General features: G+C 71.4%; 22 protein-coding genes and 1 other RNA gene. 2 read left to right on the top strand and 21 right to left on the bottom strand.

The genetic code is table 11. The features are described 5' to 3' along the window. Window positions 1-4: 4 nt before the first annotated feature. The 3 genes from AB0A69_RS18910 to AB0A69_RS18900 all read right to left on the bottom strand — a co-directional run bounded on the left by AB0A69_RS18910 (window position 5) and on the right by AB0A69_RS18900 (window position 2,430). Window positions 5-1,315, bottom strand: a complete 1,311-nt coding sequence (locus AB0A69_RS18910; RefSeq protein ID WP_361422714.1) for an extracellular solute-binding protein — start codon at window positions 1,313-1,315, stop codon at window positions 5-7. A 225-nt stretch (window positions 1,316-1,540) separates the two neighbouring features. Beyond that, the gene (locus AB0A69_RS18905; RefSeq protein WP_063835429.1) at window positions 1,541-1,828 is read right to left on the bottom strand and encodes a DUF3039 domain-containing protein; all 288 of its coding nucleotides are present in this window, start codon (window positions 1,826-1,828) and stop codon (window positions 1,541-1,543) included. 41 nt (window positions 1,829-1,869) lie between these two features. Next, window positions 1,870-2,430 carry a YqgE/AlgH family protein gene (locus AB0A69_RS18900; protein ID WP_361422710.1) on the bottom strand — a complete coding sequence of 187 codons (561 nt, stop codon included), beginning with the start codon at window positions 2,428-2,430 and terminating at the stop codon, window positions 1,870-1,872. Between the two features lie 239 nt (window positions 2,431-2,669). Between AB0A69_RS18900 and murA the strand changes: the two genes are divergently transcribed. Continuing rightward, a complete protein-coding gene (murA, locus tag AB0A69_RS18895) occupies window positions 2,670-4,010 on the top strand; it encodes a UDP-N-acetylglucosamine 1-carboxyvinyltransferase (protein ID WP_361422707.1) in 1,341 nt (446 codons plus the stop codon). A gap of 213 nt (window positions 4,011-4,223) precedes the next feature. Here the strand turns inward: murA and AB0A69_RS18890 are convergent, their stop codons facing one another. From AB0A69_RS18890 to AB0A69_RS18830, 13 genes are all read right to left on the bottom strand, one after another. After that, on the bottom strand, window positions 4,224-4,505 hold the full coding sequence (locus AB0A69_RS18890; RefSeq protein WP_023588435.1) for an HU family DNA-binding protein: 282 nt from the start codon (window positions 4,503-4,505) through the stop codon (window positions 4,224-4,226). 396 nt (window positions 4,506-4,901) lie between these two features. Beyond that, window positions 4,902-6,341: an NAD-dependent malic enzyme gene (locus AB0A69_RS18885; protein ID WP_361422703.1), complete on the bottom strand. Its 1,440-nt coding sequence runs from the start codon at window positions 6,339-6,341 to the stop codon at window positions 4,902-4,904. A 405-nt stretch (window positions 6,342-6,746) separates the two neighbouring features. After that, window positions 6,747-9,047: a UvrD-helicase domain-containing protein gene (locus AB0A69_RS18880; RefSeq protein WP_361422700.1), complete on the bottom strand. Its 2,301-nt coding sequence runs from the start codon at window positions 9,045-9,047 to the stop codon at window positions 6,747-6,749. 62 nt (window positions 9,048-9,109) lie between these two features. Continuing rightward, window positions 9,110-9,895 carry a zf-HC2 domain-containing protein gene (locus tag AB0A69_RS18875; protein WP_361422698.1) on the bottom strand — a complete coding sequence of 262 codons (786 nt, stop codon included), beginning with the start codon at window positions 9,893-9,895 and terminating at the stop codon, window positions 9,110-9,112. Then, window positions 9,892-10,494, bottom strand: a complete 603-nt coding sequence (locus AB0A69_RS18870; RefSeq protein ID WP_355363460.1) for a sigma-70 family RNA polymerase sigma factor — start codon at window positions 10,492-10,494, stop codon at window positions 9,892-9,894. Before AB0A69_RS18870 ends, AB0A69_RS18875 begins: the two co-directional genes overlap by 4 nt. 102 nt (window positions 10,495-10,596) lie before the next feature. Continuing rightward, entirely contained in the window at window positions 10,597-11,112 is a 516-nt protein-coding gene (locus tag AB0A69_RS18865) for a GNAT family protein (RefSeq protein WP_361422695.1), read from the bottom strand. A 19-nt stretch (window positions 11,113-11,131) separates the two neighbouring features. Further along, on the bottom strand, window positions 11,132-12,304 hold the full coding sequence (locus AB0A69_RS18860; RefSeq protein WP_361422692.1) for a uroporphyrinogen-III synthase: 1,173 nt from the start codon (window positions 12,302-12,304) through the stop codon (window positions 11,132-11,134). Window positions 12,305-12,392: 88 nt separating this feature from the next. After that, window positions 12,393-13,724 (bottom strand): nitrate/nitrite transporter, encoded by a 1,332-nt coding sequence (locus tag AB0A69_RS18855; protein WP_361422689.1) that lies wholly within the window; start codon window positions 13,722-13,724, stop codon window positions 12,393-12,395. Between the two features lie 163 nt (window positions 13,725-13,887). Continuing rightward, entirely contained in the window at window positions 13,888-14,781 is an 894-nt protein-coding gene (locus tag AB0A69_RS18850; RefSeq protein WP_361422686.1) for a chitosanase, read from the bottom strand. Continuing rightward, window positions 14,778-16,328 (bottom strand): acyltransferase, encoded by a 1,551-nt coding sequence (locus AB0A69_RS18845; protein ID WP_361422683.1) that lies wholly within the window; start codon window positions 16,326-16,328, stop codon window positions 14,778-14,780. Before AB0A69_RS18845 ends, AB0A69_RS18850 begins: the two co-directional genes overlap by 4 nt. Beyond that, window positions 16,325-18,454, bottom strand: coding sequence for a bifunctional polysaccharide deacetylase/glycosyltransferase family 2 protein (locus tag AB0A69_RS18840; protein ID WP_361423186.1), 2,130 nt, complete (start codon window positions 18,452-18,454; stop codon window positions 16,325-16,327). The genes AB0A69_RS18845 and AB0A69_RS18840 overlap by 4 nt, the downstream gene beginning before the upstream one ends. A 60-nt stretch (window positions 18,455-18,514) precedes the next feature. Then, the gene (locus tag AB0A69_RS18835; RefSeq protein WP_361422680.1) at window positions 18,515-19,570 is read right to left on the bottom strand and encodes a hypothetical protein; all 1,056 of its coding nucleotides are present in this window, start codon (window positions 19,568-19,570) and stop codon (window positions 18,515-18,517) included. Between the two features lie 144 nt (window positions 19,571-19,714). Beyond that, on the bottom strand, window positions 19,715-20,680 hold the full coding sequence (locus AB0A69_RS18830; protein ID WP_361422677.1) for a LysR family transcriptional regulator: 966 nt from the start codon (window positions 20,678-20,680) through the stop codon (window positions 19,715-19,717). A gap of 83 nt (window positions 20,681-20,763) precedes the next feature. Here AB0A69_RS18830 and AB0A69_RS18825 point away from each other — a divergent pair, with 83 nt between their 5' ends. Continuing rightward, on the top strand, window positions 20,764-21,966 hold the full coding sequence (locus AB0A69_RS18825) for an MFS transporter (protein WP_361422674.1): 1,203 nt from the start codon (window positions 20,764-20,766) through the stop codon (window positions 21,964-21,966). A gap of 134 nt (window positions 21,967-22,100) precedes the next feature. On the opposite strand, the gene ssrA is transcribed toward AB0A69_RS18825, so the two are convergent. The 5 genes from ssrA to ftsE form a co-directional block, all read right to left on the bottom strand. Beyond that, window positions 22,101-22,470: a transfer-messenger RNA gene (ssrA, locus tag AB0A69_RS18820) on the bottom strand. 103 nt (window positions 22,471-22,573) lie between these two features. Further along, window positions 22,574-23,062 carry an SsrA-binding protein SmpB gene (gene smpB, locus AB0A69_RS18815; RefSeq protein ID WP_361422671.1) on the bottom strand — a complete coding sequence of 163 codons (489 nt, stop codon included), beginning with the start codon at window positions 23,060-23,062 and terminating at the stop codon, window positions 22,574-22,576. A gap of 18 nt (window positions 23,063-23,080) precedes the next feature. Continuing rightward, the gene (locus AB0A69_RS18810; RefSeq protein ID WP_361422668.1) at window positions 23,081-24,256 is read right to left on the bottom strand and encodes a S41 family peptidase; all 1,176 of its coding nucleotides are present in this window, start codon (window positions 24,254-24,256) and stop codon (window positions 23,081-23,083) included. Window positions 24,257-24,324: 68 nt separating this feature from the next. Beyond that, on the bottom strand, window positions 24,325-25,242 hold the full coding sequence (gene ftsX / locus AB0A69_RS18805; RefSeq protein ID WP_361422665.1) for a permease-like cell division protein FtsX: 918 nt from the start codon (window positions 25,240-25,242) through the stop codon (window positions 24,325-24,327). 40 nt (window positions 25,243-25,282) lie between these two features. Then, a complete protein-coding gene (gene ftsE / locus AB0A69_RS18800; RefSeq protein ID WP_355363492.1) occupies window positions 25,283-25,972 on the bottom strand; it encodes a cell division ATP-binding protein FtsE in 690 nt (229 codons plus the stop codon). Window positions 25,973-26,058 lie beyond the last annotated feature (86 nt).

Below are 26,058 nucleotides of genomic sequence, written 5' to 3'. Positions count from 1 at the left end.
GCGCTCAACGCGCCGACGCGAACGCCGCGTTCATCTTCGCCGCCGCGTCGTCCGCCGCCGTGGCCACGTCCTTACGGCCGCTGACGATCTCCTGGAACATCGTGGGCAGCACCAGCGATGCGTCGAGCCGCCCCCAGGCCGCCGACGCGGGGACGAACTTCGTCCCGGCCGCCAGCGTGTCGATGAAGGGCTGCAGGGCGGGCTGCCTCTTCGCGGCCGCCGCGCGCACGTCGGTGTAGGTCGGCAGGAAGCCCATCGCGTCGAAGAGCTCGTTCTGGGTCGCCTTCCCGGCCAGGGACTTCAGCAGGTCGACGGCGAGCGTGCGGTGCGAACTGCTCTTCAGCACCCCGAGGTTGTTCCCGCCTGCGAACGCCGGCGCCACCGATCCGGGACGTACGCCCGGCAGCGGCACCACCGCGTACGCGCCCTTCACCGTCCCCGCCTCGACGGCCGCCCGGCTGAAGTCACCGCCGATCGCCATGGCCGCCTTGCCGGAGGCGAACGCCGTGACCGTCGCGTTGCCGCCCATCGAGGCGCACGTGGCGGCCGGGCAGTTGTCGTCGCCGAAGAGCGAGGTGTACGCCGCGATGCCCCTGCGCGCCGCCTCGCCGTCGACGGCGGAGGTGTACGAGCCGCCGCGCGCCACCGCGAGTTCGCCGCCGTGCGCCCAGATGAAGGGCAGGGCGCCGTACGTGTACGCGCCGCCGACGGCGATCCCGTACAGCCCGGGCTTCGCCTGCCGGATGCGCTTGGCCGTCGCGATCAGCTCCTGCTGGGACCTCGGGACCGGAAGGCCCAGCTCCCGGAAGACGTCCGTGCGGTAGTACAGCGCCCGTACGCCGACGAAGAGCGGCGCCCCGTACACCTTCCCGTCGACCGTGACGGAGGCGCGCGCCGTCGGGTCGGTGTCCTTGGCGTCGGGCCAGGCGGCGAACTCCGCGCCGATGTCGGCGAGTCCGCCCTCCTTCACGTATCCGGCGGTGTCGGTGTTGCCGTACTCGACGAGGTCGGGGGCGCTCGCCGGGTCGTTGAAGGCGGCCTTGATCCGCTGCGCGCGGATGTCGACGGGGATGTACTCGACCCGGACGTCCGTGCCCGCGTGCCGCTTCTCGAAGGCGGCGACGGCGGCGTCGACGACCCGTTCCTTCGGTGTGTTGTTCACCTCACGGAAGAGCCAGACGCGCAGGGTGCCGCTCTTCTCGTCCTTCTTCGGGGAGGTGCCGGAGGTCTGCGGGGCGCAGGCTCCGGCCAGCAGTAAGGACACGAGGGCGGCGGCCGTGGCCGCCAGGCGGGGTATCCGGGCAGGAAGCTTCACGGGCAGGGGTCCCCCTCCGAGGCGGCGACAGCGGCTGCGTTGCACCATGCGCAACGGGCGTTTCGTGCTGCACAACACACGCAGGAGGGTAAAGCGGCCCCGACCGGGCCCACAAGAGGTCTGAACCAGTCAGCGGCACCAGGGACGAGCGGACACGACGGAGCCCCCGGGTGCGCACGTCACGCGCGCTCCCGGGGGCTCCGGCCCCGACCCGTACCGGTCGGGTTACTTCTTGTCCTTGCCGCCCTTGTCCTTGTCGCCGCCGGCGCCCATGGACTCGTAGATCTCCTTGCACATCGGGCAGACCGGGTACTTCTTCGGGTCGCGCCCGGGCACCCAGACCTTTCCGCACAGCGCCACCACGGGAGTGCCGTCGAGGGCGCTCGCCATGATCTTGTCCTTCTGGACGTAGTGGGCGAAGCGCTCGTGGTCGCCGTCGCCGTGCGACACCTGCGGTGTCGGCTCAACGAGGGTTCCCGTACCTGCCCCGCGCTCGGGCTCAAGAGTGCTCATGAGCTCCAAGGGTACCCCCGCGCGGACAGCGACCGAAGGAGTCAGTTCAGCGACGGGTCGTCCAGATACGTCGCGATCATCGCCAGCTCGCTGCGCTGCCGCCGCAGCACCTCGCGCCACAGGTTCTCGGGCCGCGGCGACGAGACGTCGCCCGGTTCCGAGTCGACGACGAACCACGCCCCGCCGGCCAGCTCCTCCTCCAGCTGGCCCGGGCCCCAGCCCGCGTACCCGGCGAAGATCCGCAGCGAGCCGAGCGCCGCCGCGATCAGCTCCGGCGGCGTCTCCAGGTCCACGAGCCCGATCGCGCCGTACACGCGCCGCCAGCCCAGCGGGCCCTCGTCGCCCGGGATCACGGCGAGGCCGAGCGCCGCGTCCAGCGAGACGGGCCCGCCCTGGAAGACGACGCCCGGCTCCCCGGCCAGCGGGGCCCAGGGTTCGAGGATGTCGCCGACGCCGACGGGCGTCGGTCTGTTCAGGACCACGCCGAGCGAGCCTTCGTCGTCGTGGTCGAGCAGCAGTACCACCGCGCGGTCGAAGTTGGGGTCCACCAGCGCGGGGGTGGCCACGAGCAGCCGTCCTGTGAGCGAGGACACCTCGGTCATGCCGACATGATCCCGCACTTCGGGCCGCAGCGGGGGGTCGAGGGACGGGCCGACTCCGGCCACCCGGGAACGGCTCGTGGCTGGAAGTGGACCGTAACCCTCCGCAAGGGCGGGAAAGCAGAGGGTGTTGTGCCGAATTCATTACATCTGACGTAGCCCCTCGCCCTACCGGTACAGGGTCCGAAGCCCCTTACCCTTTTCCCTGGCCCCCTGCCCCTGACTCCCGGAACGCGAGATTCATGACCGGCACAGACGATGTACTGCTTGTCCACGGCGGAACCCCGCTGGAGGGCGAGATCCGCGTCCGCGGCGCGAAGAACCTCGTGCCCAAGGCGATGGTCGCCGCCCTGCTCGGCAGTGAGCCGAGCCGCCTGCGCAACGTGCCCGACATCCGTGACGTCCGGGTGGTGCGCGGGCTGCTGCAGCTGCACGGCGTGACCGTGCGTCCCGGTGACGAGCCGGGCGAACTGGTCCTGGACCCGACCTACGTCGAGTCCGCCAACGTCGCCGACATCGATGCCCACGCGGGCTCGTCGCGCATCCCGATCCTCTTCTGCGGTCCGCTGCTGCACCGCCTCGGCCACGCCTTCATCCCGGGCCTGGGCGGCTGCGACATCGGCGGCCGGCCGATCGACTTCCACTTCGACGTGCTGCGCCAGTTCGGCGCGACCATCGAGAAGCGGGCGGACGGCCAGTACCTGGAGGCCCCGCAGCGGCTGCGCGGCTGCAAGATCCGTCTGCCGTACCCCTCGGTCGGCTCGACCGAGCAGGTGCTGCTCACCGCCGTACTGGCGGAGGGCGTGACGGAGCTGTCCAACGCCGCGGTGGAACCGGAGATCGAGGACCTCATCTGCGTCCTGCAGAAGATGGGCGCCATCATCTCCATGGACACCGACCGGACGATCCGGATCACCGGTGTCGACAAGCTCGGCGGCTACACCCACCGCGCGCTCCCGGACCGTCTGGAGGCGGCCTCCTGGGCGTCGGCGGCGCTGGCGACCGAGGGCAACATCTACGTGCGCGGCGCGCAGCAGCGTTCGATGATGACGTTCCTCAACACGTACCGGAAGGTGGGTGGCGCCTTCGAGATCGACGACGAGGGCATCCGCTTCTGGCACCCGGGCGGCGCGCTCAACGCGATCGCCCTGGAGACGGACGTGCACCCCGGTTTCCAGACCGACTGGCAGCAGCCGCTGGTGGTGGCCCTGACGCAGGCGGCGGGCCTGTCCATCATCCACGAGACGGTGTACGAGTCCCGGCTCGGCTTCACCTCCGCGCTGAACCAGATGGGCGCGCACATCCAGCTGTACCGCGAGTGCCTGGGCGGCTCGGACTGCCGCTTCGGCCAGCGCAACTTCCTGCACTCCGCGGTCGTGTCGGGCCCGACGAAGCTCCAGGGCGCCGACCTGGTCATCCCGGACCTGCGCGGCGGCTTCTCGTACCTGATCGCGGCCCTGGCGGCGCAGGGGACCTCGCGGGTCCACGGCATCGACCTGATCAACCGCGGCTACGAGAACTTCATGGAGAAGTTGGTGGAGTTGGGCGCGAAGGTCGAACTCCCGGCCACCGCTGCGATCTGACGGCGTGTAACGCGCCGACCCCGCACAGACGCCGACGGCCCCCGCACCTCGCGGGGGCCGTCGGCGTCTGGCGCGTACAAGGCCTTCTGCGGGGCTGTACGGGCCCGTGTGCGGACGAACAGAAGGGCGGCCACCCTCGGTGGGGTGGCCGCCCTTCTGTCACGTCTCGTGCCCAGTGGCGCCCGGCCGGTGCGCGGCCGGCGCCCAGGGGGCTTACTTGCCCTTCGCGGCTTCCTTGAGCTTCGAGCCCGCGGAGACCTTCACGCTGTAGCCGGCCGGGATGTTGATCGGCTCGCCGGTCTGCGGGTTACGAGCGGTGCGAGCGGCACGGTGGGTGCGCTCGAAGGTCAGGAAGCCGGGGATGGTGACCTTCTCGTCGCCCTTGGCGACGACCTCACCGATGGTCTCGGCGAGCGCGGCCAGCACGGCGTCGGCGTCCTTGCGGGTCACCTCGGCGCGGTCGGCCAGGGCGGCCACCAGCTCACTGCGGTTCATGTTCTTACTCCCGTGTTCTTTCTGCCTGTGAGGCGTGCCACGCGGCGGAGCCGCATGTTGGGCACAGCGAAGCCGATGCTGCCAGGGCCCTTGGACAGTCCCCGGACCCGGGTCTGCTGTCAGACCCTCGCGCCCGAATACGCATCCTGCCCCCACCAGCGGCGGGAAAGCCAATCCGGCACCCTCCGGAGTCACACGAAAAGCGCCACTGGCCCGTCCTGGTGACGTTGGGTCGATCATGCGGGACTCCCCGGAGCCGAATCGCCACCCTAAAGGCCGACAGGGCGGCTGTACGGCTCCGGGCCCGCGCGGCGCGCCGCGAACCTCAGAGCGCCGACGGTCGGCCGGCGGCCGGCCGGCGATGAGACGTCGGCCACGCGCCGGGGCGCGCGACGGTCAGACCGACGACGGCGTGGCGGACGCCACCGTCGCGCCCGCCGCCTTCGCGGCGTCGCGCACGGCGCCCGCGACCGCGCCGGCGACCTTGTCGTTGAAGACCGACGGGATGATGTAGTTCGCGTTGAGCTCGTCCTCGGTGACGACCCCCGCCAGCGCGGTCGCCGCCGCGAGCATCATCTCGGTGTTGACGGTGCGCGACTGGGCGTCGAGCAGGCCGCGGAAGACACCCGGGAAGACCAGCACGTTGTTGATCTGGTTGGGGAAGTCGGACCGGCCGGTGGCGACAACTGCCGCCGTCTGGCGGGCGATTGCCGGGTCCACCTCGGGGTCGGGGTTCGCGAGCGCGAACACGATGGCGTCGTCCGCCATGGCCGCGACGTCGTCGCCGCCGAGGACGTTCGGGGCGGAGACGCCGATGAAGACGTCCGCGCCGGCCACGGCCTGCTTGAGGGTGCCGGTGACGCCCTCGGGGTTGGTGTTGTCGGCGATCCAGCGCAGCGCCGAGTCGGGGTCGGCGGAGACGAGGTCCTCGCGGCCCGCGTGCACCACGCCGTGGATGTCGGCGACGACGGCGTGCTTGACGCCCGCCGCGATGAGGAGCTTGAGGATGGCCGTACCGGCGGCGCCGGCGCCCGACATGACGACCCGTACGTCGCCGATCGCCTTGCCGACGACGCGCAGGGCGTTGGTCAGGGCGGCGAGGACAACGATGGCAGTGCCGTGCTGGTCGTCGTGGAACACCGGGATGTCCAGGGCCTCCCGCAGCCGCGCCTCGATCTCGAAGCAGCGGGGCGCGGAGATGTCCTCGAGGTTGATGCCGGCGAAGCCGGGGGCGATGGCCTTGACGATCTCGACGATGGCGTCGGAGTCCTGGGTGTCCAGGCAGATCGGCCAGGCGTCGATGCCGGCGAACCGCTTGAAGAGGGCGGCCTTGCCCTCCATGACCGGCAGGGCGGCCATGGGGCCGATGTTGCCGAGGCCGAGCACGGCGGAGCCGTCGGTCACGACGGCGACGGAGTTGCGCTTGATGGTGAGGCGGCGGGCGTCCTCGGGGTTCTCGGCGATCGCCATGCACACGCGGGCGACGCCCGGGGTGTAGACCATGGAGAGGTCGTCACGGTTGCGGATGGGATGCTTGCTCGCCATCTCGATCTTGCCGCCGAGGTGCATCAGGAACGTACGGTCGGAGACCTTGCCGAGTACGACGCCCTCGATGGAGCGCAGCTTGCCGACGATCTCGTCGGCGTGCGCGGTGGACGTGGCGGCGATCGTGACGTCGATCCGCAGCTTCTCGTGGCCGGATGCGGTCACGTCGAGGCCGGTGACGGAGCCGCCGGAGGACTCCACGGCCGTGGTGAGCTGGGAGACCGCGGTTCCACTCGCGGGCACCTCCAGCCGGACCGTCATCGAGTACGAGACGCTGGGCGCCGTTGCCATGGCCGAGTTCCTCTTTCCCTAGCTGCGTTGCTGCGCCGCGCCGGCGGGTGGCCGGGCGGAGCCCTCCGATGGTCGCACCTACCTGTGAGTAACAGGTAATAGCGGTCATTTAGTTTTCGGAAACTAACTTCCACCATACGAGAAACTGCCCGCTTGGCGGAAGCCCCAAGATCCCCGGACCCAAAAAGCAGCAGGTCCGTGTCATCGTCTGACGACACGGACCTGCTGCTCGTACACGCGAAGGGTGGCACCGACCCGCCATGCTCGCCTCGCGGCAAGTGGTCGCTCGAAGCGACTAAGGTTGGGCCCGGGGGCTTGGATCGAGCCGGTGCCAACACCCAGGCTAACAAACCACTCCGGAAAGTGATTCCCCTACGGACGGTTGACGCCGAACCCGTGCGTGGATCAGTCCCGGAGCAGGTCCGGCACCCCGTCCGCGTCCGGCTCGTCGCGCCGTCCGGAGACCACCGTCAGCTGCTGCGTCGCCCGGGTGAGCGCCACGTACAGCACGCGCAGCCCGGCCGGGGACTCGTCGGCGATCTCCGCCGGCGACACCACCACCGTCGCGTCGTACTCCAGGCCCTTCGCCTCCAGGCTGCCCAGCGCCACCACCCGGTCGCCGAGCTCCTCCAGCCAGCGCGCCGCCTGCCGCCGCCGCTCCATGGCCACCACGACGCCCACGGTGCCGTCCACGCGCTCCAGCAGCCGCCGCGCCTCCTCCCGTACGAGTTCGGCGAGGTCCCCGCCGTCCGCGCCGTCCGGCAGAGCGACGAAGCGGGGCTCCACGCCCGTCGAGCGGACCGCGCGCGGGGCCTCCATGCCGGGCATGGCCAGCGCCAGCACCTTCGCCGCCAGCTCGGCGATCTCGGCGGGGTTGCGGTAGTTCACGGTCAGCTCGAAGCGGCGGCGCGGCCGGGTGCCCAGCGCCTCGTCGCGCGCCTCGGCGGCCTCGTCCGGCAGCGGCCACGACGACTGGGCCGGGTCCCCGACCACCGTCCAGGTGGCGTGGCGCCCGCGCCGGCCCACCATGCGCCACTGCATGGGCGTGAGGTCCTGCGCCTCGTCGACGATGACGTGCGCGTACTCGGTGCGCTCCTGCGCCAGCCGCTCGGCCCGCTCGCGCTGCGTCTCCTCCCGTACGGGCATGAGCTCCTCGAGGCCCGTGAGCTGGTCCAACGGGTCGAGCTCCCGCTTCTTGCGGGGGCGCGCCGGGGCGCCGAGGATCGCCTGGAGCTCGTCCAGCAGCGCCACGTCGTGCACGGAGAGCTCCGGGCGCCGCAGGGAGCGGGCCAGGCGGCGCACCTCGCCCGGGTTGAGCACCCGGCGGGCCCAGCGGCCCAGCCGCTTCTCGTCGGCCATCGTGTCGAGCACACGGCGCGGGGTGAGCTCGGGCCACCAGGCGTCGAGGAAGGCGAGGAAGCTGTCCTCGGTCGTCACGTCCTCGTCGAAGGAGGAGCGCAGCTCGGCGGCGAGCTCCGGGTCGCCCGGGTGCCGCGAGGCCGCCCCGGACTTGGCGTACAGGGCGTCGAGCAGGAGTCTGCGGGCGCGCGGGCGCAGCAGGTTCACCGGCGCGGTGCCGCCGAGCGCGTTGTGGCGGATCCGGTTCAGCTCGTCGGCCTCCAGCTCCAGGCGCCGCCCGAAGGCGACGACCCGCAGCCGCTCGGGCGCGCCGCCCTGCTCCAGGGCCCCGCGCGCGGCCTTCCGCAGCACCTTGAGCATCCGCGAGGAGCCCTTGACGCGGGCGACGGCCGGCTCGTCGTACACCGTCGCCTCGACGCCGTCGACCAGGCTGCCGACGGCGCGGATGGCCACCTGGCCCTCCTCGCCCAGCGACGGCAGGACGCCCTCGGTGTAGGCGACCAGCAGCGGGGTCGGCGAGACGATCAGGATGCCGCCCGCGTACCGGCGCCGGTCCTGGTAGAGCAGGTAGGCGGCGCGGTGCAGCGCGACCGCCGTCTTCCCGGTGCCGGGGCCGCCCTCGACGTACGTCACGGAGGCGGCGGGCGCGCGGATGACGAGGTCCTGCTCCGCCTGGATGGAGGCGACGATGTCGCGCATGGTGTGGCTGCGGGCCTGGCCGAGCGCGGCCATCAGCGCGCCGTCGCCGATCACCGGCAGCTCGGCGCCGTCCAGCGTCGCGGTCAGCTCGGGCCGCATCAGGTCGTCCTCGACGCCGAGGACCCTGCGCCCCTTGGAGCGGATGACCCGGCGGCGTACGACCCGGCCCGGCTCGACGGGCGTGGAGCGGTAGAAGGGCGCGGCGGCCGGGGCGCGCCAGTCGATGACCAGCGGCGAGTAGTCGGCGTCGAGGACGCCGATGCGGCCGATGTGGAGGGTCTCCCCGATCTCGGCGGTGTTGTCCGGCCCCACGGCGTCGTCGGCGGGCTCGACGGACGTGTACGCGCCGTCGGGGCCCTTCTTGCCGTCCTTGCCGCGGAGCAGGTCGATGCGGCCGAAGAGGAAGTCCTCGTACTCGTTGTTCAGCCGGTTGAGGTGGATCCCGGCGCGGAACACCTGGGCGTCGCGCTCGGCGAGCGCGCCGGGTGTTCCGACCTGGCCGCGCTGGGCGGCGTCGTTCATCAGGAACTCCGCCTCGTGGATCTTCTCCTCGAGGCGGCGGTACACCTGGTCCAGGTGGTCCTGTTCGATACCGATCTCGCGGTCACGGATCGTATCGACACCACCGACGGCTTCCTGCGCGGCCACCGAGGCCCCCTTCTGACGTGCATTGGGCAGCCGTCGAGCCTACGCCAGGGGGACCGCGAATGTCAGGCGGGTACCGTCACGAGCCGGTTCCCTTCGAACGTCCTCACCTCGAAGTGATCGATGTCGTCGCGCTCCATGGCGGCGCCGCCGTGGACGTACAGCGGGTTCCTGGCCGCCTTGTCGGGGCTGTCCGGGATGCCGTACCCCCACTTCGGGACGGACCAGGAGGTGATGATCTCCTCCTCGCCCGTCTTGGAGACGGCGATCAGGTTGCACTTGAGCGGGCCCTTGACGTTCTTGAGCTCCAGCACGGTGTGCGTGCCCCAGGCCTTGCGCTCGGTGCCGACGGTGGCGCTGACCTTGGTGGTGGCGTCGACCGCGGACTCCTTCTGCTCCATGTGGTGGAAGAAGGCGTCCTCGGCGGGGCTGGTCGGGTGGGGGTCGAGGGCGACGGCGGGCCGTGAGTCGTCGCCGGACGAGGTGACGACCACCGCGGTCGCCGGACCGGCGATGATCAGGGCGGCCGCGGCGGCGACCAGATAGCGCGTACGGCGCCGGCGCTGGGCGCGCTTGGCGGCGACCTCGTCGACGATCCGGTCGAACAGGCGTGTCTCCCCGCCGCGCAGCGGCTCCGGCATGGGCAGGCTGACCGGCTGGGCGGACGGTCCGGGACCTTCCGCGAGCATGGCCAGCATGGGCTCCATCCCGGAGAACTCCTCCAGGTGGTGGGCGCACACCGGGCAGCCGGCCAGATGCGTTTCGAAGGCGGTGGCCTCGGCGTCGTCGAGAATTCCGAGCGCGTACGCGCCGACGGCGTCGTGCACCGACTCGTTCTCGTACGTCGTCATGCCGAGATCCCCCTCTCCTCCAGTGCGAGCTTCATGGAACGCAGTGCGTAGAACACCCGGGACCGGACGGTCCCGCTGGGTATGCCGAGCGTCTCGGCAGCCTCGTTGACCGTACGCCCCTTGAAATAAGTCTCGACCAATACTTCCCGGTGGGCCGGGCTCAAATCGTCGAGCGCGTCAGAGAGCGTCATCAGCCACAACGCCTTGTCGATCTCGTCCTCCGCGGGCATGACCTCGAGCGGCGACGGGTCGACCTCCTGCGGCCGGGCCTGCCGGCTGCGGTGGCCGTCGATGACGATGCGCCGGGCGACCGTCACCAGCCAGGGTCGGACGGAGCCGGTTGCCCGGTTGAGCTGACCGGCGTTCTTCCAGGCACGGATGAGTGTCTCCTGTACGACGTCCTCGGCGCGCTGGCGGTCGCCCGCGACGAGACGCAGTACGTAGGCGAGCAGGGGGCCGGCGTGTTCACGGTAGAGCGCACGCATCAACTCCTCGTCCGGGACGGAGGTGTTGTCGTTGCGTGGCGGCACAGCGCGATGCCGGGCCCGATGCGCTCCCCGACGGTCATCGGCCACGGCGGCATCCTTGCGCACCTGCACCTCCCGGTCGAGACCCTGTCTGAGTCGTTGTCGTTCATGACTACGGAGGCGGGCGGGATTCTTCTCAACGCGCGCGGATTCTTTTTTCGCCGGCTTCCGCTCCTACGCCTGCGGCGGCGGGTCGTTGTGGAGAATCCGCTGGTAGAGGTGGTGGTCGCGCCACGCGCCGTCGATGTGCAGATAGGCGGGGGCCGTTCCGATCCGCTCGAACCCGCCCTTGGCCAGGACGCGTTGGGAGGCGGCGTTGGCGAGGACGGTGGCCGCCTCGATCCGGTGCAGCCCGAGCTCCTCGCGGGCGGCCCGGCACACCTCGGCGACGATCCGGGTGGCGAGCCCGCGCCCGGTGTGCGCGGCGTCGACCCAGTAGCCGAGGAAGGCGCTGCGGAAGGGGCCGAGCGCGATGCCGGAGAGCGTGGCGCAGCCGACGACGTCCTCCTCGTGGCAGGCGAGCCACATCCGGCTGTTGGGCGCGGTGAGCCGGGCGTACTGCTCCTCGGCGGTGTAGTACGCGTCGGCGCGGCGCGGTTCCCAGGGGCGCATGGCGGCGCGGTTGCGGGCGAGTGCGTCGGCGAGCGCGGGGGCGTCGGCGGGGTCGGCGGGGCGGATGAGGATCGTCATCCCGCCACCGTAGGACTCCCTACGGGTGCTGCTCGCCCGCGTACTTGGCGTCTCCGCCCGGGTCCAGGGCCAGCCGGTAGCCGCGCTTGACGACCGTCTGGATGAGCTTCGGCGCGCCGAGGGCCGCGCGGAGGCGGGCCATCGCCGTCTCGACGGCGTGTTCGTCGCGGCCCGCGCCCGGCAGGGCGCGCAGCAGGTCGGCGCGGGAGACGACCCAGCCGGGGCGGCGGGCGAGCGCGTGCAGGAGCGACATGCCCGCCGGGGGCACGGGCCTCAGGTCGCCATCGACGAGGACGGCGTGGCCCCGGATCTCGATGCGCCGCCCGGCGACCGGCAGCGTACGGGCCCGGGCCGGGAGCTCCTGGCAGAGCAGCTGCACCAGCGGCCCGAGGCGGAACCGCTCGGGCTGCACGGTGTCGATGCCGTGCGCCTGGAGCGGCAGGGCGGTGACGGGTCCCACGCACGCGGCGAGCACCCCGTGGTGCAGCGCGTCGAGCAGTTCCGGCAGCAGGCCCCGGCTCTCGGCGCGGGCCAGCATCGAGGCGCCCGCCGGCGCGCTGGTGAAGGTCACCGCGTCCAGGGAGCGGGCCACGGTGGCGTCGATCAGCCGGTCCAGCGGTGCGAGGTCCTCGGGCGGCATCCACCGGTAGACCGGGACGACCACGACGTCCGCCCCGGCGTCCCGCAGCGCCTCCACGAACCCGGGCAGCGGCTCCCCGTGCAACTGGAGCGCGATGCGCCTCCCGGTGACGTCCTGGGCGAGGAGCCGCTCCAGGACCTCGGCCATGGAGTCCGAGGCGGGCGACCAGTCCTCGGTGAGCCCGGCGGCCCGGACGGCGCCCTTGACCTTGGGGCCCCGGGCGAGGACCTGCGCGCCCCTCAGGCGGGCGAGCAGGTCGTCGCCGTACCCCCAGCCGTCCGCGGCCTCCAGCCAGCCGCGGAAGCCGATCGCGGTGGTGGCGAGCACGATGTCGGGGGCCTGGGCGATGAGGCCCTTGGTGGCGTCGAGGAGCTCGGCGTCGTCGGCGAGCGGCACGATCCGCAGCGCGGGGGCGTGCAGGACCGACGCGCCGCGGCGCTGCAGCAGCGCGCCGAGCTCGTCGGCGCGGCGGGCCGCGGTGACGCCGACCGTGAAACCGGCGAGGGGACCGTGGGCGGGACCGTGCGGGGGAGCCTGCTCTTGCTCGTGCATGACACCAGAGGGTGGCAAGGGTGCGTGACGGTCCTGGTTCGCCGAGATTTCTCCCCCGTTACGGACGTCCCCGGCAGTCATGTCCCGCTCACACCTCGGAGTAGCTGAGCTGCCGCTGCGCCGGGACCTCGGCCGGACGGCGAAGGTATACCGCCCAGGTGACGGCCAGGCAGGCCGCGTAGTAGGCGAGGAAGGCGACGAAGGCCGCGGTGCCGGTGCCGCCCGCCTGGAAGGACTGGCGGAAGGCGAGGTTGATGCCGAGCCCGCCGATCGCGCCGACCGCTCCGATCAGGCCCATCGCGGCGCCGGAGAGCCGGCGCCCGTACGCGTCGGCCTCCTCGTTCGCGAGCCCGAGCCCGTACGCCTTCCGCGTGAAGACCGCAGGGATCATCTTGAACGTGGAGCCGTTGCCGATGCCGCTGAGCACGAAGAGCGCGGTGAAGCCGACCAGGAAGACGGGGAGCGACTCCGTGACCGAGGCGTAGACGACGACCCCGGTGGCTGCCGCCATGCCGGCGAAGGTCGTCAGGGTGATGCGGGCACCGCCGTGCCGGTCGGCGAGGGACCCGCCGAAGGGGCGGATCAGCGAGCCGAGGAGCGGCCCGAGGAAGGTGAGGGACGCGGCCTGGAGCGGCGTACGGCCGAACTGCGTCTGGAGGACGAGCCCGAAGGCGAAGCTGTAGCCGATGAAGGAGCCGAAGCAGCCGATGTAGAGGAACGCCAGGATCCAGGTGTGCGGGGCCCGGACGGCCTCCTTGACGGCGCCGGTGTCGTTCTTCACGGGCGCCAGGTTGTCCATGTACAGCGCGGCGCAGACGGCGGCGACGACGATCAGCGGGATGTACACGCCGAGCACGATCCTGGGGTGGGCCGCGCCGGCGACACCGATGACCAGCAGGCCGACGAGCTGGACGACGGGCACGCCGATGTTGCCGCCGCCCGCGTTCAGGCCGAGGGCCCAGCCCTTGCGGTGGAGCGGGAAGAAGGCGTTGATGTTCGTCATGGAGGAGGCGAAGTTGCCGCCCCCGACCCCCGTGAGTGCGGCGACGAGGAGGAAGGTGGTGTACGAGGTCCCCGGCTCCATCACCGCGAACGCCGCGCCCGTCGGCAGCAGGAGCAGCAGTGCGCTGAAGACCGTCCAGTTGCGGCCGCCGAAGCGGGCGACGGCGAAGGTGTAGGGGATGCGGATCACCGCGCCGACCAGCGTCGCCACCGCGATCAGGAAGAACTTCCCGGCCGGGTCGATCCCGTACTCCGGGCCCATGAAGAGGACCATCACCGACCACAGCGTCCACACCGAGAACCCGATGTGCTCGGAGAAGACGGAGAAGTACAGGTTGCGCCGGGCGACCCGCTCCCCCTCCTCCCGCCAGAAGGTCTCGTCCTCGGGGTCCCACCGCTCGATCCACCGGCCGCGCATCGCGTACCTCCGCTGCTGTCAGGTCCTGCCTGCCTGAATCCCGTCAGGACCCGACGCTAGGGAGGATGCGTTTCAGCCCGGTCATAGGACGTGACCGGGCTGAAACCTTGCTCTCACCTGGCGCGGAGGGCGGCGGTGAGGAGAGCGGTCGCGGTGGCGCGGTTCACGGCGCCCGGAACGTCTCCCCGTACATCCGCCAGACCAGGGGCGTCTTCAGCGAGAGGTTGCCGTCGCGCAGGAAGGCGCGCTGGGCCGTGTCGATGCGGCTGGTGTCCTGGTCGGACTTCGACGCGAGCATCGCCGTGCGGCAGGCGTCCAGGAAGGCGTTCAGGTAGGCCTTCTCGTCCCCGCCCTCGGACGCGGTCTTGGTCGCCGCCCGCACGCGCTCGCGGATCTCGTAGAAGCCGTTCTCGTCGATGCCCGGGCCGTGGAAGACCATCGCGTCGTAGTAGACGAACTGTCCGAGCGTCCCCAGGCCGTCCAGCTTCGCGAGGTCGACCGCCGGCTTGAAGTACATGGTGTCGCGGATCTCGTCCTGGGCGTCGCGGAAGGCCCGCTTCTCGCTCTCCCGCTGCCAGGCGTCCATGAAGGCGGTGCCCAGGCCCTCGCGCGAGTCCGTGCCGTCGACCGCCCGCAGCGCGGGCAGGTACGCGGCCAGGGCGTTGTCCGGGTGCTCCTTGGTGTACGACTCGACCAGGATGCGCATGTCCTTGGTGCCCGAGCAGAAGCCGATCACGCCCCCGCAGTAGCCGTCGCCGTCGTCGCTGTCGGCGATGTGGCCGTACAGCGTGCGCCAGTCCTTCGTGGAGTTCATGGACGAGCCGAGGATCTGGTGGGCCAGCTCCTTCTTGTCCGCGGCGGCGAGCCCGGGCGGCAGCTTGGCGAGGAGGTCCTCGGCGGACTCCAGCTCCTCCTCGGCGCGTTTGGCCGCGCCCTGGCTCTCCGACTGGCCGGCGGCCTGCTGGGCCTCCGGCTTCGGGGTCGGGGTGGAGACGAAGATCGTGAGGCCGAGGAGCGGGGCCACCGCGAAGAGCATCCATCTGGCACGCACTCTCATGCGTCACGCCCCTTCCCGCGACGCGACGCCGCTCCCGTACCCATGCCTGTACCTGCTCCGGCTCCCGTAGCCGCGCCCGTGCCCGCGCCCGACGGCCAGAGCCTCGGGCGCCGTTTGGCGGCCACGTCCTCCAGCCAGCCGAACATCAGGATGCAGTAGGCGATCAGCGACCAGCTGAAGATCAGGGTCGGCCACGGGCTGTTCATCAGCCAGGGCAGGTCCCGCCACATCACCTCCAGCGACCACAGCCGGTTCCACATCGTCACGGCGATGGCGATGCAGACGTTGTGCCAGAGGTAGACCATGACCGCACGCGCGTTGAGCAGCGTGACGGCACCGTCGAACCGCCGCAGCGGGCGCGGCCACTCGGACCACGACGGGCTGAAGTGCAGCAGCAGCAGGACGAAGCCCAGGCCCCAGAAGGCGGAGGCGAACGGCATGTTGCCGAGCTGGTTCTCGGCGCTCAGCCCGTGGTCCACGGCCCACCAGAGGCCGAGGCCCATGATGAACGGTGCGACGGAGGGGATGACGTAGCCGGGCAGGCGCTTCAGGACCCCGAGTTGGTGGGCCATGCCCAGGATCCAGCAGGCGCCGAACTCGCCGATGCCGTACAGGATGGGCGCGATCGACTCGCCGGCCTCCAGGTAGCCGAAGTTCAGCGCGGCCATCAGGGCGAGCGGCGCCGCGATCGTCGGCCAGGGCTGCTTGCGCAGGGCGGCGAGGAAGAGCGGCGAGAGGAGCACGAACCAGAGGTAGGCGCGGATGTACCACAGGGGGCCGGCGAAGGGCTCGGCCCACGTGCCGGGCAGGATGCCGGGCACACCGGCCAGCTCGGCGGCGTTCGGCGGGTCGCTGAGCGGCAGGATCCAGAACAGCAGCTCCAGCCACCAGGTGAGGGTGTCCTCGCCCTCCGCCGGGCCCCAGCCCTGGACGAGCATGCCGGTCACACCGATGGCACCGGCGGCCCACAGCGGGGGCAGGAGCCTGCGGACACGACCCCTGATGACCTGCACCGGCGGGCGCTTGAGGGAGCGCGCCATCAGGTTGCCCGCGAGGGCGAACATGACGCCCATCGACGGGAAGAGCAGGGGCAGCCACATCCAGCCGGTGAGGTGGTAGAGCACGACCCGGAAGAGGGCGAGGGCCCTCAGCAGATCGAAGTACCGGTCGCGGCCGCCGCCCGCCTTCGGCGCGGCTTCGGGCTCGACTCCGGGAGCCGGGGCGGAGTCCGGGGCGGGAACCGGGTCCGGTTCGGTGGCGGTTGCCGCGCCGGACGGCGCGAACCAGTCCGGGAACGGGTCCGGAGCCGGGGCCGGGGCCGGGGGCTGGGGCTGGGGCAGCGTCGCGTGGGCGGGCCCGGCCCAGTCGTAGGACGCCGCCGGGGACGGTGCGTCGAACCGCCCGTCGTACGGAGGCTGGTACCCGCCGCTGACGGGGGCGTCGTACGGCCTGTCGTACGGCGCGGCGTCGTAAGGCCCGTCGTACGGCCCGTCGTAAGACTCGTCGTACGACCCGCCCTGAGCGCCTCCGGGGTAGCCGTTCGTCATGCGACCGGGCTCCGATCGTCACTGGGGGAGGAGCCGCGCTGCGTGGGGATGGAGATCGGCGCCCCCACGGCTCCCGTGCGGCGCAGCTTCTGCCAGCGCAGCCGGCCGCCGGTGAGCGCGGTGATCCAGGACTGCAGCAGCACGACGTACATCAGCTGCCGGTAGAGGATCTGCTGGAGCGGGAGGGAGATGAGGTGGGTCATCTTCTCCTTGTCGAGCCGGAAGGCGTACGCCGCGCACACCGCCTGCACCAGCAGGACGCCCAGCCACGCCGTGATCGTCTTGCCGGTGGGGCCGAAGACCAGGCCGTACAGGAGGAAGACGTCGATGAGCGGGGCGAGCAGCGGCGTGATCACCATGAAGAGCGACACCAGCGGCAGGCCGACCCGGCCGAAGCGGCCCGACGGTCCCCGGTCGAACACGGCTCCGCGGTGCTTCCAGATGGCCTGCATGGTGCCGTAGCTCCAGCGGTAGCGCTGCGACCAGAGCTGCTGGACGGACTCGGGGGCCTCGGTCCAGGCGCGGGCGTTCTCCGCGTACACGACGTGCCAGCCGTCGCGGTGGATGGCCATGGTGATGTCCGTGTCCTCGGCGAGGGTGTCCTCGCTCATGCCGCCGACCCGCTCCAGCGCGGTGCGGCGGAAGGCCCCGACCGCGCCGGGGATGGTGGGCATGCAGCGCAGCACGTCGTACATGCGGCGGTCGAGGTTGAAGCCCATCACGTACTCGATGTGCTGCCAGGCGCCGATCAGGGTGTCGCGGTTGCCGACCTTGGCGTTGCCCGCGACGGCGCCGACGCGCGGGTCGCCGAAGGGCTGGACCAGCTCGCGGACGGTGGACGGCTCGAAGACCGTGTCGCCGTCCATCATCACGATGATGTCGTGACTGGCGTGGGCGATGCCGTTGTTGAGGGCGGCGGGCTTGCCGGAGTTGATCTGCCGTACGACGTGGACGTTGGGCAGCCCCATGCGCTCGACGATGTCGGCGGTCCCGTCCGACGATCCGTCGTCGATGACGATGACCTCGACCGGGTGGTCGCTCGCCATCAGGGAGCGCACGGTGTTCTCGATGCACTCCTTCTCGTTGTACGCCGGGACCAGCACCGTGACCGGTTCGGTGACCGGAGCGCCCCAGCGGAAGTCGCGGCGGCGCACCTTGCGCGCGTGCGTGAAGGCGAGGACGAGCATGAGTCCGAAGCGCCCGATGACGAGGGCGCCGACGACGGCGAGGCCGCTCACCAGGATGGTGGTGACGTTCTCGGAGATGCCGACGGCGTAGACGAACGCCTTGCCCTTCCACAGCTCCGTACCGCTGACCTCGGTGTGGGCGCTGGGCGCTCCGAGCGCCTGGGTGAGGGTGGTGAACTCGTAGCCCTTGGCCTTCTGCGCGGGGAGGAAGCGGCCGAGCGCGGCGACGGTCTGCTCGCGGTTGCCGCCGGAGTCGTGCATGAGCACGATCGCGCCCTTGCCGGGCTTCGGCGTGGCGTTCTTGATGATCGTGTCGACGCCCTGGCGCCGCCAGTCGTGGCTGTCGGTGTCGTTGAAGGCGGCGATGTAGCCGCGGCCGCCGACGTGCTTGATCAGGTCCCAGTTCTTGTTGTCCAGGTGCCATACGAAGTTGGAGTACGGCGCGCGGAACAGGGAGGAGCGGACGCCCGCCGCTCCGGCGAGCGCCATCTGGTTCTGGGACAGCTCCCAGTCGATGCGCTCCGGGGACTGCAGGGACAGGTCGGGGTGGTTGAAGGTGTGCAGGCCCACCTCGTGGCCTTCGGCGACCATCCGCTCGACCAGCTCGGGGTGGCGGGCGGTCATGGCGCCGGTGACGAAGAAGACCGCGCGGGCGTCGTGCTTCTTCAGCTGGTCGAGGACCTTGGGGGTCCAGACGGGGTCGGGCCCGTCGTCGAAGGTCAGCACGATCTTGTCGTCGGGGACGTTCAGGCTGACCGGCTTCTCCGGGTTCCGCGCGTCGATGACCGGTCCGCCCTTGTGCATGGCGGACGGCACCTTGTCACGGTCTTCGAGGAGCCGGATCCGGTGGTCGGGCCGGATCTCGTTGTGCACGTAGCCGCGCAGCATCAGCATCGCGAAGAGCGCGACCAGCAGGACGGAGGGCAGGAGATAGCGCATGGGCAGCCTGCGTCGGACGGCGCGCGCCTGCTTCACGCGCCGTCTGCCTGACGATGTCATTTACTGTGTGCCTTCCGCGGCCATCGGCTGGCCGTCACTCTCTTCGACCGGCGGTTCGGTCGGTTCTTGCGTCGGGTCTGTCGGCGGAGTGTCCGCGGGAACGTCCGGCTCCGGCGTGGGGTTCTCCGGTGGCGCGGGCACGCCCTCGCTGGGCGCGGGCGGGGCCGTCTCCTCCACCGTGCCGGGCATGTCGGCGGGACGGCCGGTGCCCGTGCCGGGTGCGGTCGTCGACGAGGCGGAGGGGTTGGGGGCCGCCGGCTCGGCCGGGGCGCCGTCCTCGGAGGTGGTGGCGGGCCGCGGGGTGTCCGGGCCGGTGGAGCCGGTGGGGGCGGGGGCGCTGGGGGCGGCGTCCGGAGCGGTGTCCGCGCCGGGGCTGGTGGAGGCGGTCGGGACGACCTTGGTGGTGTCGGCCTTCTCTTCGTTGGCCGGGCCGGGTATGAGGAGCCAGGGCGCGCTCGAGTTGCCACCTATGACGGCGACACCGAGCGTGACGGCGTACACGGCGCAGGCCGCGGCCACCACCCACCCGAGCCGGCGGAGCTTCTTACTGCGGCGGCCGCTCTCGTCGACGAAGACGGGCCCGTCGGAGGGCTCCGGTGCGGCGGCGCCGGAGGTGGGTATCGCGGTGAGGAGCGGCGCGGTGTCGCTCGCGGCTCCCTCGGCAGCCGGTCGCACCGGCCGTACGGGCCGTACGGGCCGGTCCAGGTGCCCCGGCTCTTCCAGCCGGTCCAGTTGCACCGTCATGTCCGTGGGGTGGACGCCCGCGGCCTGGGCGGCGGCGCCCGGGAGGACCGGCTGGTCCAGCTGGTCCAGCTGGTCCAGCTGGTCCAGCTGGTCCAGCTGGACCGTCATGTCGAACGACCGCTGCAGCGGCTGGGTGTACGCCTGCTCGTCATCGTCGCGGGACGGGTACGGCCGGTCGAAGGGTTCGTCGAACGGGTCACGGTAGGCGCCGGGGTAGGCGCTGGTGATGGCGTCGTCGTACGAGTCGCCGCGCGCGCCGTTCGCCTGCCCGCCGGAGGTGTTTTCTCGCCAATTTTCCACTGCTGTACGCACATCCCCCATGGAGCCGGAACAGAGTGCGTACGCGACCGGCCGGTACCACTCCCGCGCCGGGCCCCCACCCTGTCGAGGTGCTCCCTCCCACGTCGCACCTGAGTCATGAATGTAGCGCACGCCTGTGACCGTCGCGTCCGCCTCTCATTTCCTGGTGCACATCTGCAACAAATCCTCCTCGGGGAGCCAGGAACCGGGGGGCCTGTTCAGCCATTCCTCCCGCTCGGCGAGGTCGGCGGCCGCCGCGCGCAGCGCCTCCACGCCCGGGTGCTTCAGGCCCCTGCGCCACACCAGGGAGACGGGCGAGAGCGGTACGGGGCGGACGAGCGGCCGCAGCACCGTGCCCGGCATGACCGGGAAGTCCACGCCGACCAGCACGGGTGTGCGGTGCTTCTCCATCACGCGGCGGAACTCCTCGTGGCCGATGGCCACGGGTGCCGGTGGCGCGATCTTCACGCCCCGGCCCTCGAACAGCCGCTCGGCCAGGTCGGTCCACTCCCGGGTCCCGGGATTGCCCGCCCCCGCGTACACGAACTCCCCGGCCAGCTCCGCCACCTCCACCTCGGCGCGCTCGGCGAGGGTGTGGTCCTCCGGTACGAGCACGGCCATCGGCTCGTAGCGCACGGGCTGCGCCGACAGCCGGGCGCGGACGGCGGGCTCCAGGCCCGCGAACCGCCCGAAGGACGCGTCCAGCCCGCCGGTCAGGATCTTGGCGGCGGCGCCGGTCAGCCCGCTCTCGAACCGGGCCATCAGTTCGCAGTGGGGTGCCAGTTCGCGGGCGCGCGCGAGGACCCTGCCGGTGATCATCCCGTCGCTGTTGAGGTCGACGAGCAGCGGCCGCGCCTCGTCCACGAAGGCCGCGCCCAGCTCGTCGTACGCCGCGAGCACGGCCTGCGCGTACGGCACCAGCCGTTCGCCGTCCCCGGTGAGCGCCACCTGCCGCGTGGTCCGCACGAACAGCTCGGTGCCCAACTCCCGCTCCAGCCGCCGGATGTCCCGGCTCAGCGCCTGCTGGGCGACGTACAGCCGGGCGGCGGCGCGGGTGAAGTGGAGCTCGTCGGCGACGGCGACGAAGGCGCGCAGGAGGCGCGGGTCTATGTCATGGGCCACGCGCCGAATTTACAACGCAGGTGCGTCAATGGGTCCCCATCAGGTGTTGGACCGCCGCACCCGGTGGCGGTGAGGCTCACACCATGCCGCAGACCACCACCCCGACAGCCCGTCCCCTGCAGCGATACGCCCGGCTCTTCGCGCTGCCCGGCACGCGCGCGTTCACCGCCGGCAACCTGATCGCCCGGCTGCCCATGGGCATGTTCAGCGTGAGCGCCGTCATCATGATCGCCGGAGCCTACGGTTCGTACGCCCTCGCCGGGGCCGTCACCGCGACCGGTCTCGCCGCCACGGCGGTCGTCGCACCGTTCACGGCGCGGCTCGTCGACCGGTACGGGCAGGCGCGCGTCGCGGTGCCCGCCACCCTGGTGGCCGCCCTCGGGCAGCTCACCATGATGGCGTGCGTCCACGTCCACGCGCCCGCCTGGACGCTGTTCGCCGCGTACGCCGCCACCGCGACGATGCCCAACACCGGCGGCATGTCCCGCGCGCGCTGGGCCCACCTGTACCGGGACGACCCGGCCACCGTGCACACCGCGAACGCCTTCGAGCAGGCCGCCGACGAGCTGTGCTTCATGCTGGGCCCGGTCCTGGCGGCCTTCCTGTGCGCCGCGCTGTTCCCGGAGGCGGGCACCCTGACCGGCACGGTGCTGCTGGTCGCGGGCGTCCTGCTCTTCGCGGCGCAGCGCGGCACCGAGCCGCCCGTCACACCGCGCACCGGGCGCGGGCCCCGCACCCCGCTGCGTACGCCCGGCATGCCCGCCCTGCTGGCGGTGTTCCTGGCGACGGGCGCGGTCTTCGGGTCGATGGAGGTCGTCACGCTCGCCTTCGTGGACGGCCCGTCGGCCGGCGTCGTGCTGGCGCTCCAGGCGGCCGGCTCGTGCATGGCGGGCCTGGCCTACGGCTCGATGGCGGCCCCCGCCGGCGGCGCCCGGCGCCGGCTGCTCGCCTGCCTCGCCGCGATGACGGCCCTGATGTCCCTGCCCCTGCTCGCGGCGGCCGGCACGGGCTCGCTGCTCGCACTGGCGGGCGCCCTGCTGCTGGCGGGCATGGCGACGGCCCCGACGATGGTGACGGGCATGACCCTGGTGCAGCGCCTGACCCCGGCCGGGCAGCTGAACGAGGGCATGACCCTGGCCGTGACGGCCCTGCTGGGCGGCATAGCCGCGGGCTCGGCGACCGGCGGCTGGACGATCGAACACGCCGGCGCGACGACGGCGTACACGGTCCCGCTCGCCTCGGCGGGCCTGGCGCTGCTGCTGGCACTGGCCTCGAATCGCCGCTGATCACCAGTGATCGCCGCTGCCGGCCGGGACGGACGGCGCCGGACATGACGAAGGCCCGGCCGTCATGACGACGGCCGGGCCTTTGCCCACATGGGATGTCGGGGTCCGGGGGCGCGTGCCCCCGGGGCTCCGGCGAGTGGAGATGGCGGGAATCGAACCCGCGTCCAACGGTGCAGAATCAGGGCTTCTCCGTGTGCAGTCCGCTGCGCTTTTCTCGGCCCCGGAGATCACGCGGACAAGTCTCCGACGGGCTCAGTCACTGTTTGGTTTCCCTCTAGACCCCGTGACCGGGCCTAGAGGTTTAGTTCCCTAGCTGATGCCAGGATCCGGGTCGGGAACAGCCCCGGGCTGACACTTCGCGAGTCGCTACTTAGGCAGCGAGGGCGAAGGAATCGCGCTTGGTGTTGGCGATTATTGGTTGCGACATATGGTTTACGAGATCATTGCCGCTTCCTCGACACGCTTCCCCTGCTTCGACAGCCGCTGTCGAAACCGATCATCCCCATGTTGATTTTTCAATCTGCGCCCCTGCCGTGAGAGGCAAGTGCCATCGTACGGGATCAACGCCGGACGGTGCCAGCTTATTTCCCGCACCCTGTGACGCGCGTCACTCGCTTCGGCCGCGCTGGCGGCGCCGGACCGCGGACATCGCGCGTTCCGCCTCGCGGCGGTCCTGCTTCTCGCGGAGCGTCTGGCGCTTGTCGTACTCCTTCTTGCCCCTTGCCAGGGCGATCTCGACCTTCGCCCGCCCGTCCTTGAAGTACAGCACCAGGGGGACGATCGTGTGACCGGTCTCCTGGGACTTGGACTCCAGCTTGTCGATCTCGACGCGGTGCAGCAGCAGCTTCCGCTTGCGCCGCGCGGAGTGGTTGGTCCAGGTGCCCTGGCTGTACTCCGGCACGTGGACGTTGTGCAGCCACGCCTCGTGGCCGTCGATCTGTACGAAGCCGTCCACCAGCGAGGCCCGCCCCTGGCGCAGCGACTTCACCTCGGTGCCGGTCAGCACCAGACCGCACTCGTAGGTGTCCAGGATGTGGTAGTCGTGCCGCGCCTTCTTGTTCTGCGCGATCAGCTTGCGCCCTTTTTCCTTAGCCATAGTGCGGCCATTTTCGCACTACGAGGTGGTGCCGAGGCCACTCAATACCGTGCGCGCCCGCTCCTCCACGCCCTCGGCCGCCGTCACGTCGGGGGTGATGCCCCGCCCGTCCACGGCGTGCCCGGCGGGGGTGCGGTAGTGGCCGACGGTCAGCTCGGCGACGGACCCGTCCGGCAGCCGGTTCGGCATCTGTACGGAGCCCTTTCCGAAGGTCCGGGTGCCCACCGTCACCGCGCGGCCGCGGTCCTGGAGGGCGCCGGCCAGGAGCTCGGCCGCGCTCATGGTGCCGCCGTCGACGAGCGCCACCAGGGGCCGACGCGTATCGCCGCCCGGCTGGGCGTAGAGCGCCTTCTCCTCACCGTGGACGTCGTACGTGGCGACCAGCCCGCCGTCCAGGAACGCGGACGCGACGGAGACCGCCTCGGAGACCAGGCCCCCACTGCTGCCGCGCAGGTCCAGTACGACGCCGGCGCCGTCGGGTGCCTCGCGCACCGCCCGCCGCACCCGCTCGCCCGTGCCCTTGGTGAAGGCGGCCACCTTGATCCGTACGACCCGTGCGGCGCCGTCACCGAGCCGCTGGACGGTGACGTCCTCGGTGGCCAGCCGCGCGCGGCGCAGCGTCTCGGTCCACGCGCGTGTGCCGCGCTCCAGGCCGAGGACCACGGGCGTACCGGCGGCGCCGCGCAGCAGGGCGACGACCTCGGAGACGGAGCGGCCCCGCACCGGGCGGCCGTCGACGGTACGGAGGCGGTCGCCCGGTTTCAGGCCGGCCTTGGCGGCGGGGCCGCCGGGCTGGACGCGGGCCACCTCGACCCGGCCGTCCTCGTCGCGCCGTGCCGACAGGCCGACGCCGGTGTACGCGCCGTCGAGGGCCTGCTCGAACTCCTCGTACTCCCGCCGGTCGTACACCGCGCCCCACCGGTCGCCGCTGCGGCTGACGACCTCCTGGGCGGCCTTGGTGGCGGACTTGCCGTCCGCCATGGCCTCGCGCGCCGCGCGGTCGAGCTCCTCCCGGTCGACGGTGGCGGGCGAGGCGGCGCGCGCCGCGGGCAGCGGCTCGCGCGTGCGCTCCTCGTCGCGCGGAAGGCAGTTGGTGACCGCGGCGGTGGCGACGACGGTGGCGAAGACGAATGTCAGGGCCGCCCCGCGGCTGCGTGCGCCGCGGGGCCGGGTACAGAACTCGGGGCCCAGCATGGCGCCCACTCTAGGACAAGCGAAGGGCGCCGTACGGTGGTTGACCGCACGGCGCCCCGGGGCAATCGTCACACCTTCAGGTACTTGCGCAACGCTATGGCAGCAGCCAGGGACGGCATCAGCAGGCCGATGACCACGACGAACGGCAGCACCGCGAACACCGCGTCCCAGCCGATGAAGTTGACCAGCGGCATGGACTCGGCGAGCCGGAGCCCCGCGTCGATCAGGAAGTACCGGCCCACCACCAGCAGGACGCAGGCGACCACACCGCCCAGCAGGCCCGCGACGGCGGCCTCCATGATGAACGGCATCTGGATGTAGAAGCTGGAGGCGCCGACCAGCCGCATGATGCCCGTCTCACGGCGCCTGCTGAACGCCGACACCCGCACGGTGTTGACGATCAGCATCAGCGCGATGACGAGCATCAGGCCCATGACGCACAGGGCCGCGACGTTCATGCCCTTCATCATGTTGAAGAGGTTCTCCAGGATGCCGCGCTGGTCCTGGACGGAGTGCACCCCCGCCCGCCCCGCGAACGCCGTGGCCACCACCTGGTACTTCTCCGGGTCCTTGAGCTTGACCCGGTACGACTCCTGCATCTGGTCGGGCGTGATGATGCTGGCGATGGCGGTGTCGCCGTACTGGTCCTTGTAGTGCTTGTACGCCTCGTCGGCGGTCTCGTGGTGGACCGTGTCGACGATGTCCATCTTCTCGAGGTCGGTCTTGATCTCCTCCCTCTGCTGCGCGGTGACGGCGCCCTTGGCGCAGGTGTCACCGGTCTCCGCGTCGTTCTTGTTGCAGAGGAAGATGGAGACGTTGACCTTGTCGTACCAGAAGTCCTTCATCACGCTGACCTGCTCGCGCATGAGCAGCGCACCGCCGAAGAGCGCGAGTGACAGGGCCACGGAGACGATGACGGCGAACGTCATCGTGAGATTGCGACGGAGGCCGACACCGATCTCCGAGAGTACGAACTGGGCGCGCATCGCGTGCGTTCAGCCTTTCTTGCCGTCTTGGCGCTGGTGCTCAGTGCTGGTAGCCGTAGACGCCGCGCGCCTGGTCGCGTACGAGACGGCCCTGCTCGAGCTCGATGACGCGCTTGCGCATCTGGTCGACGATGTTCTGGTCGTGGGTGGCCATGACCACCGTCGTACCGGTGCGGTTGATCCGGTCCAGCAGCTTCATGATGCCGACGGAGGTCTGCGGGTCCAGGTTTCCGGTCGGCTCGTCGGCGATCAGCAGCATCGGCCGGTTGACGAACGCGCGGGCGATGGCCACGCGCTGCTGCTCACCGCCCGACAGCTCGCCGGGCATGCGGTCCTCCTTGCCGCCCAGGCCGACCAGGTCGAGCACCTGGGGTACGGCCTTGCGGATCTCACCGCGCGGCTTGCCGATGACCTCCTGGGCGAACGCCACGTTCTGGGCGACGGTCTTGTTGGGCAGGAGCCGGAAGTCCTGGAAGACGGTGCCGAGCTGGCGGCGCATGTGCGGCACCTTCCAGTTGGACAGCCGGGCGAGGTCCTTGCCGAGGACGTGCACGGTGCCCTGGCTGGCGCGCTCCTCGCGCAGCAGCAGCCGCAGGAAGGTGGACTTGCCGGAGCCCGAGGACCCCACCAGGAAGACGAACTCGCCCTTCTCGATCTCCAGGGAGACGTCCCTGAGCGCGGGGCGGTTCTGCTTCGGATAGGACTTGGAGACGTTGTCGAATCGGATCACGGGTGCACCACGGTCGGCCGGGAGTAGGTGTGCGTGACCATACGCGAACGGCGACGGCCCGCGCAGTCGCCGTGGGCCCTTGCACC

Origin of the sequence: Streptomyces sp. NPDC045431, assembly GCF_040646655.1 — a bacterium.
Taxonomy (GTDB): domain Bacteria; phylum Actinomycetota; class Actinomycetes; order Streptomycetales; family Streptomycetaceae; genus Streptomyces.
Note: the sequence above shows the minus strand (reverse complement) of the source record. Positions and strands in the feature narration are given on the sequence as shown.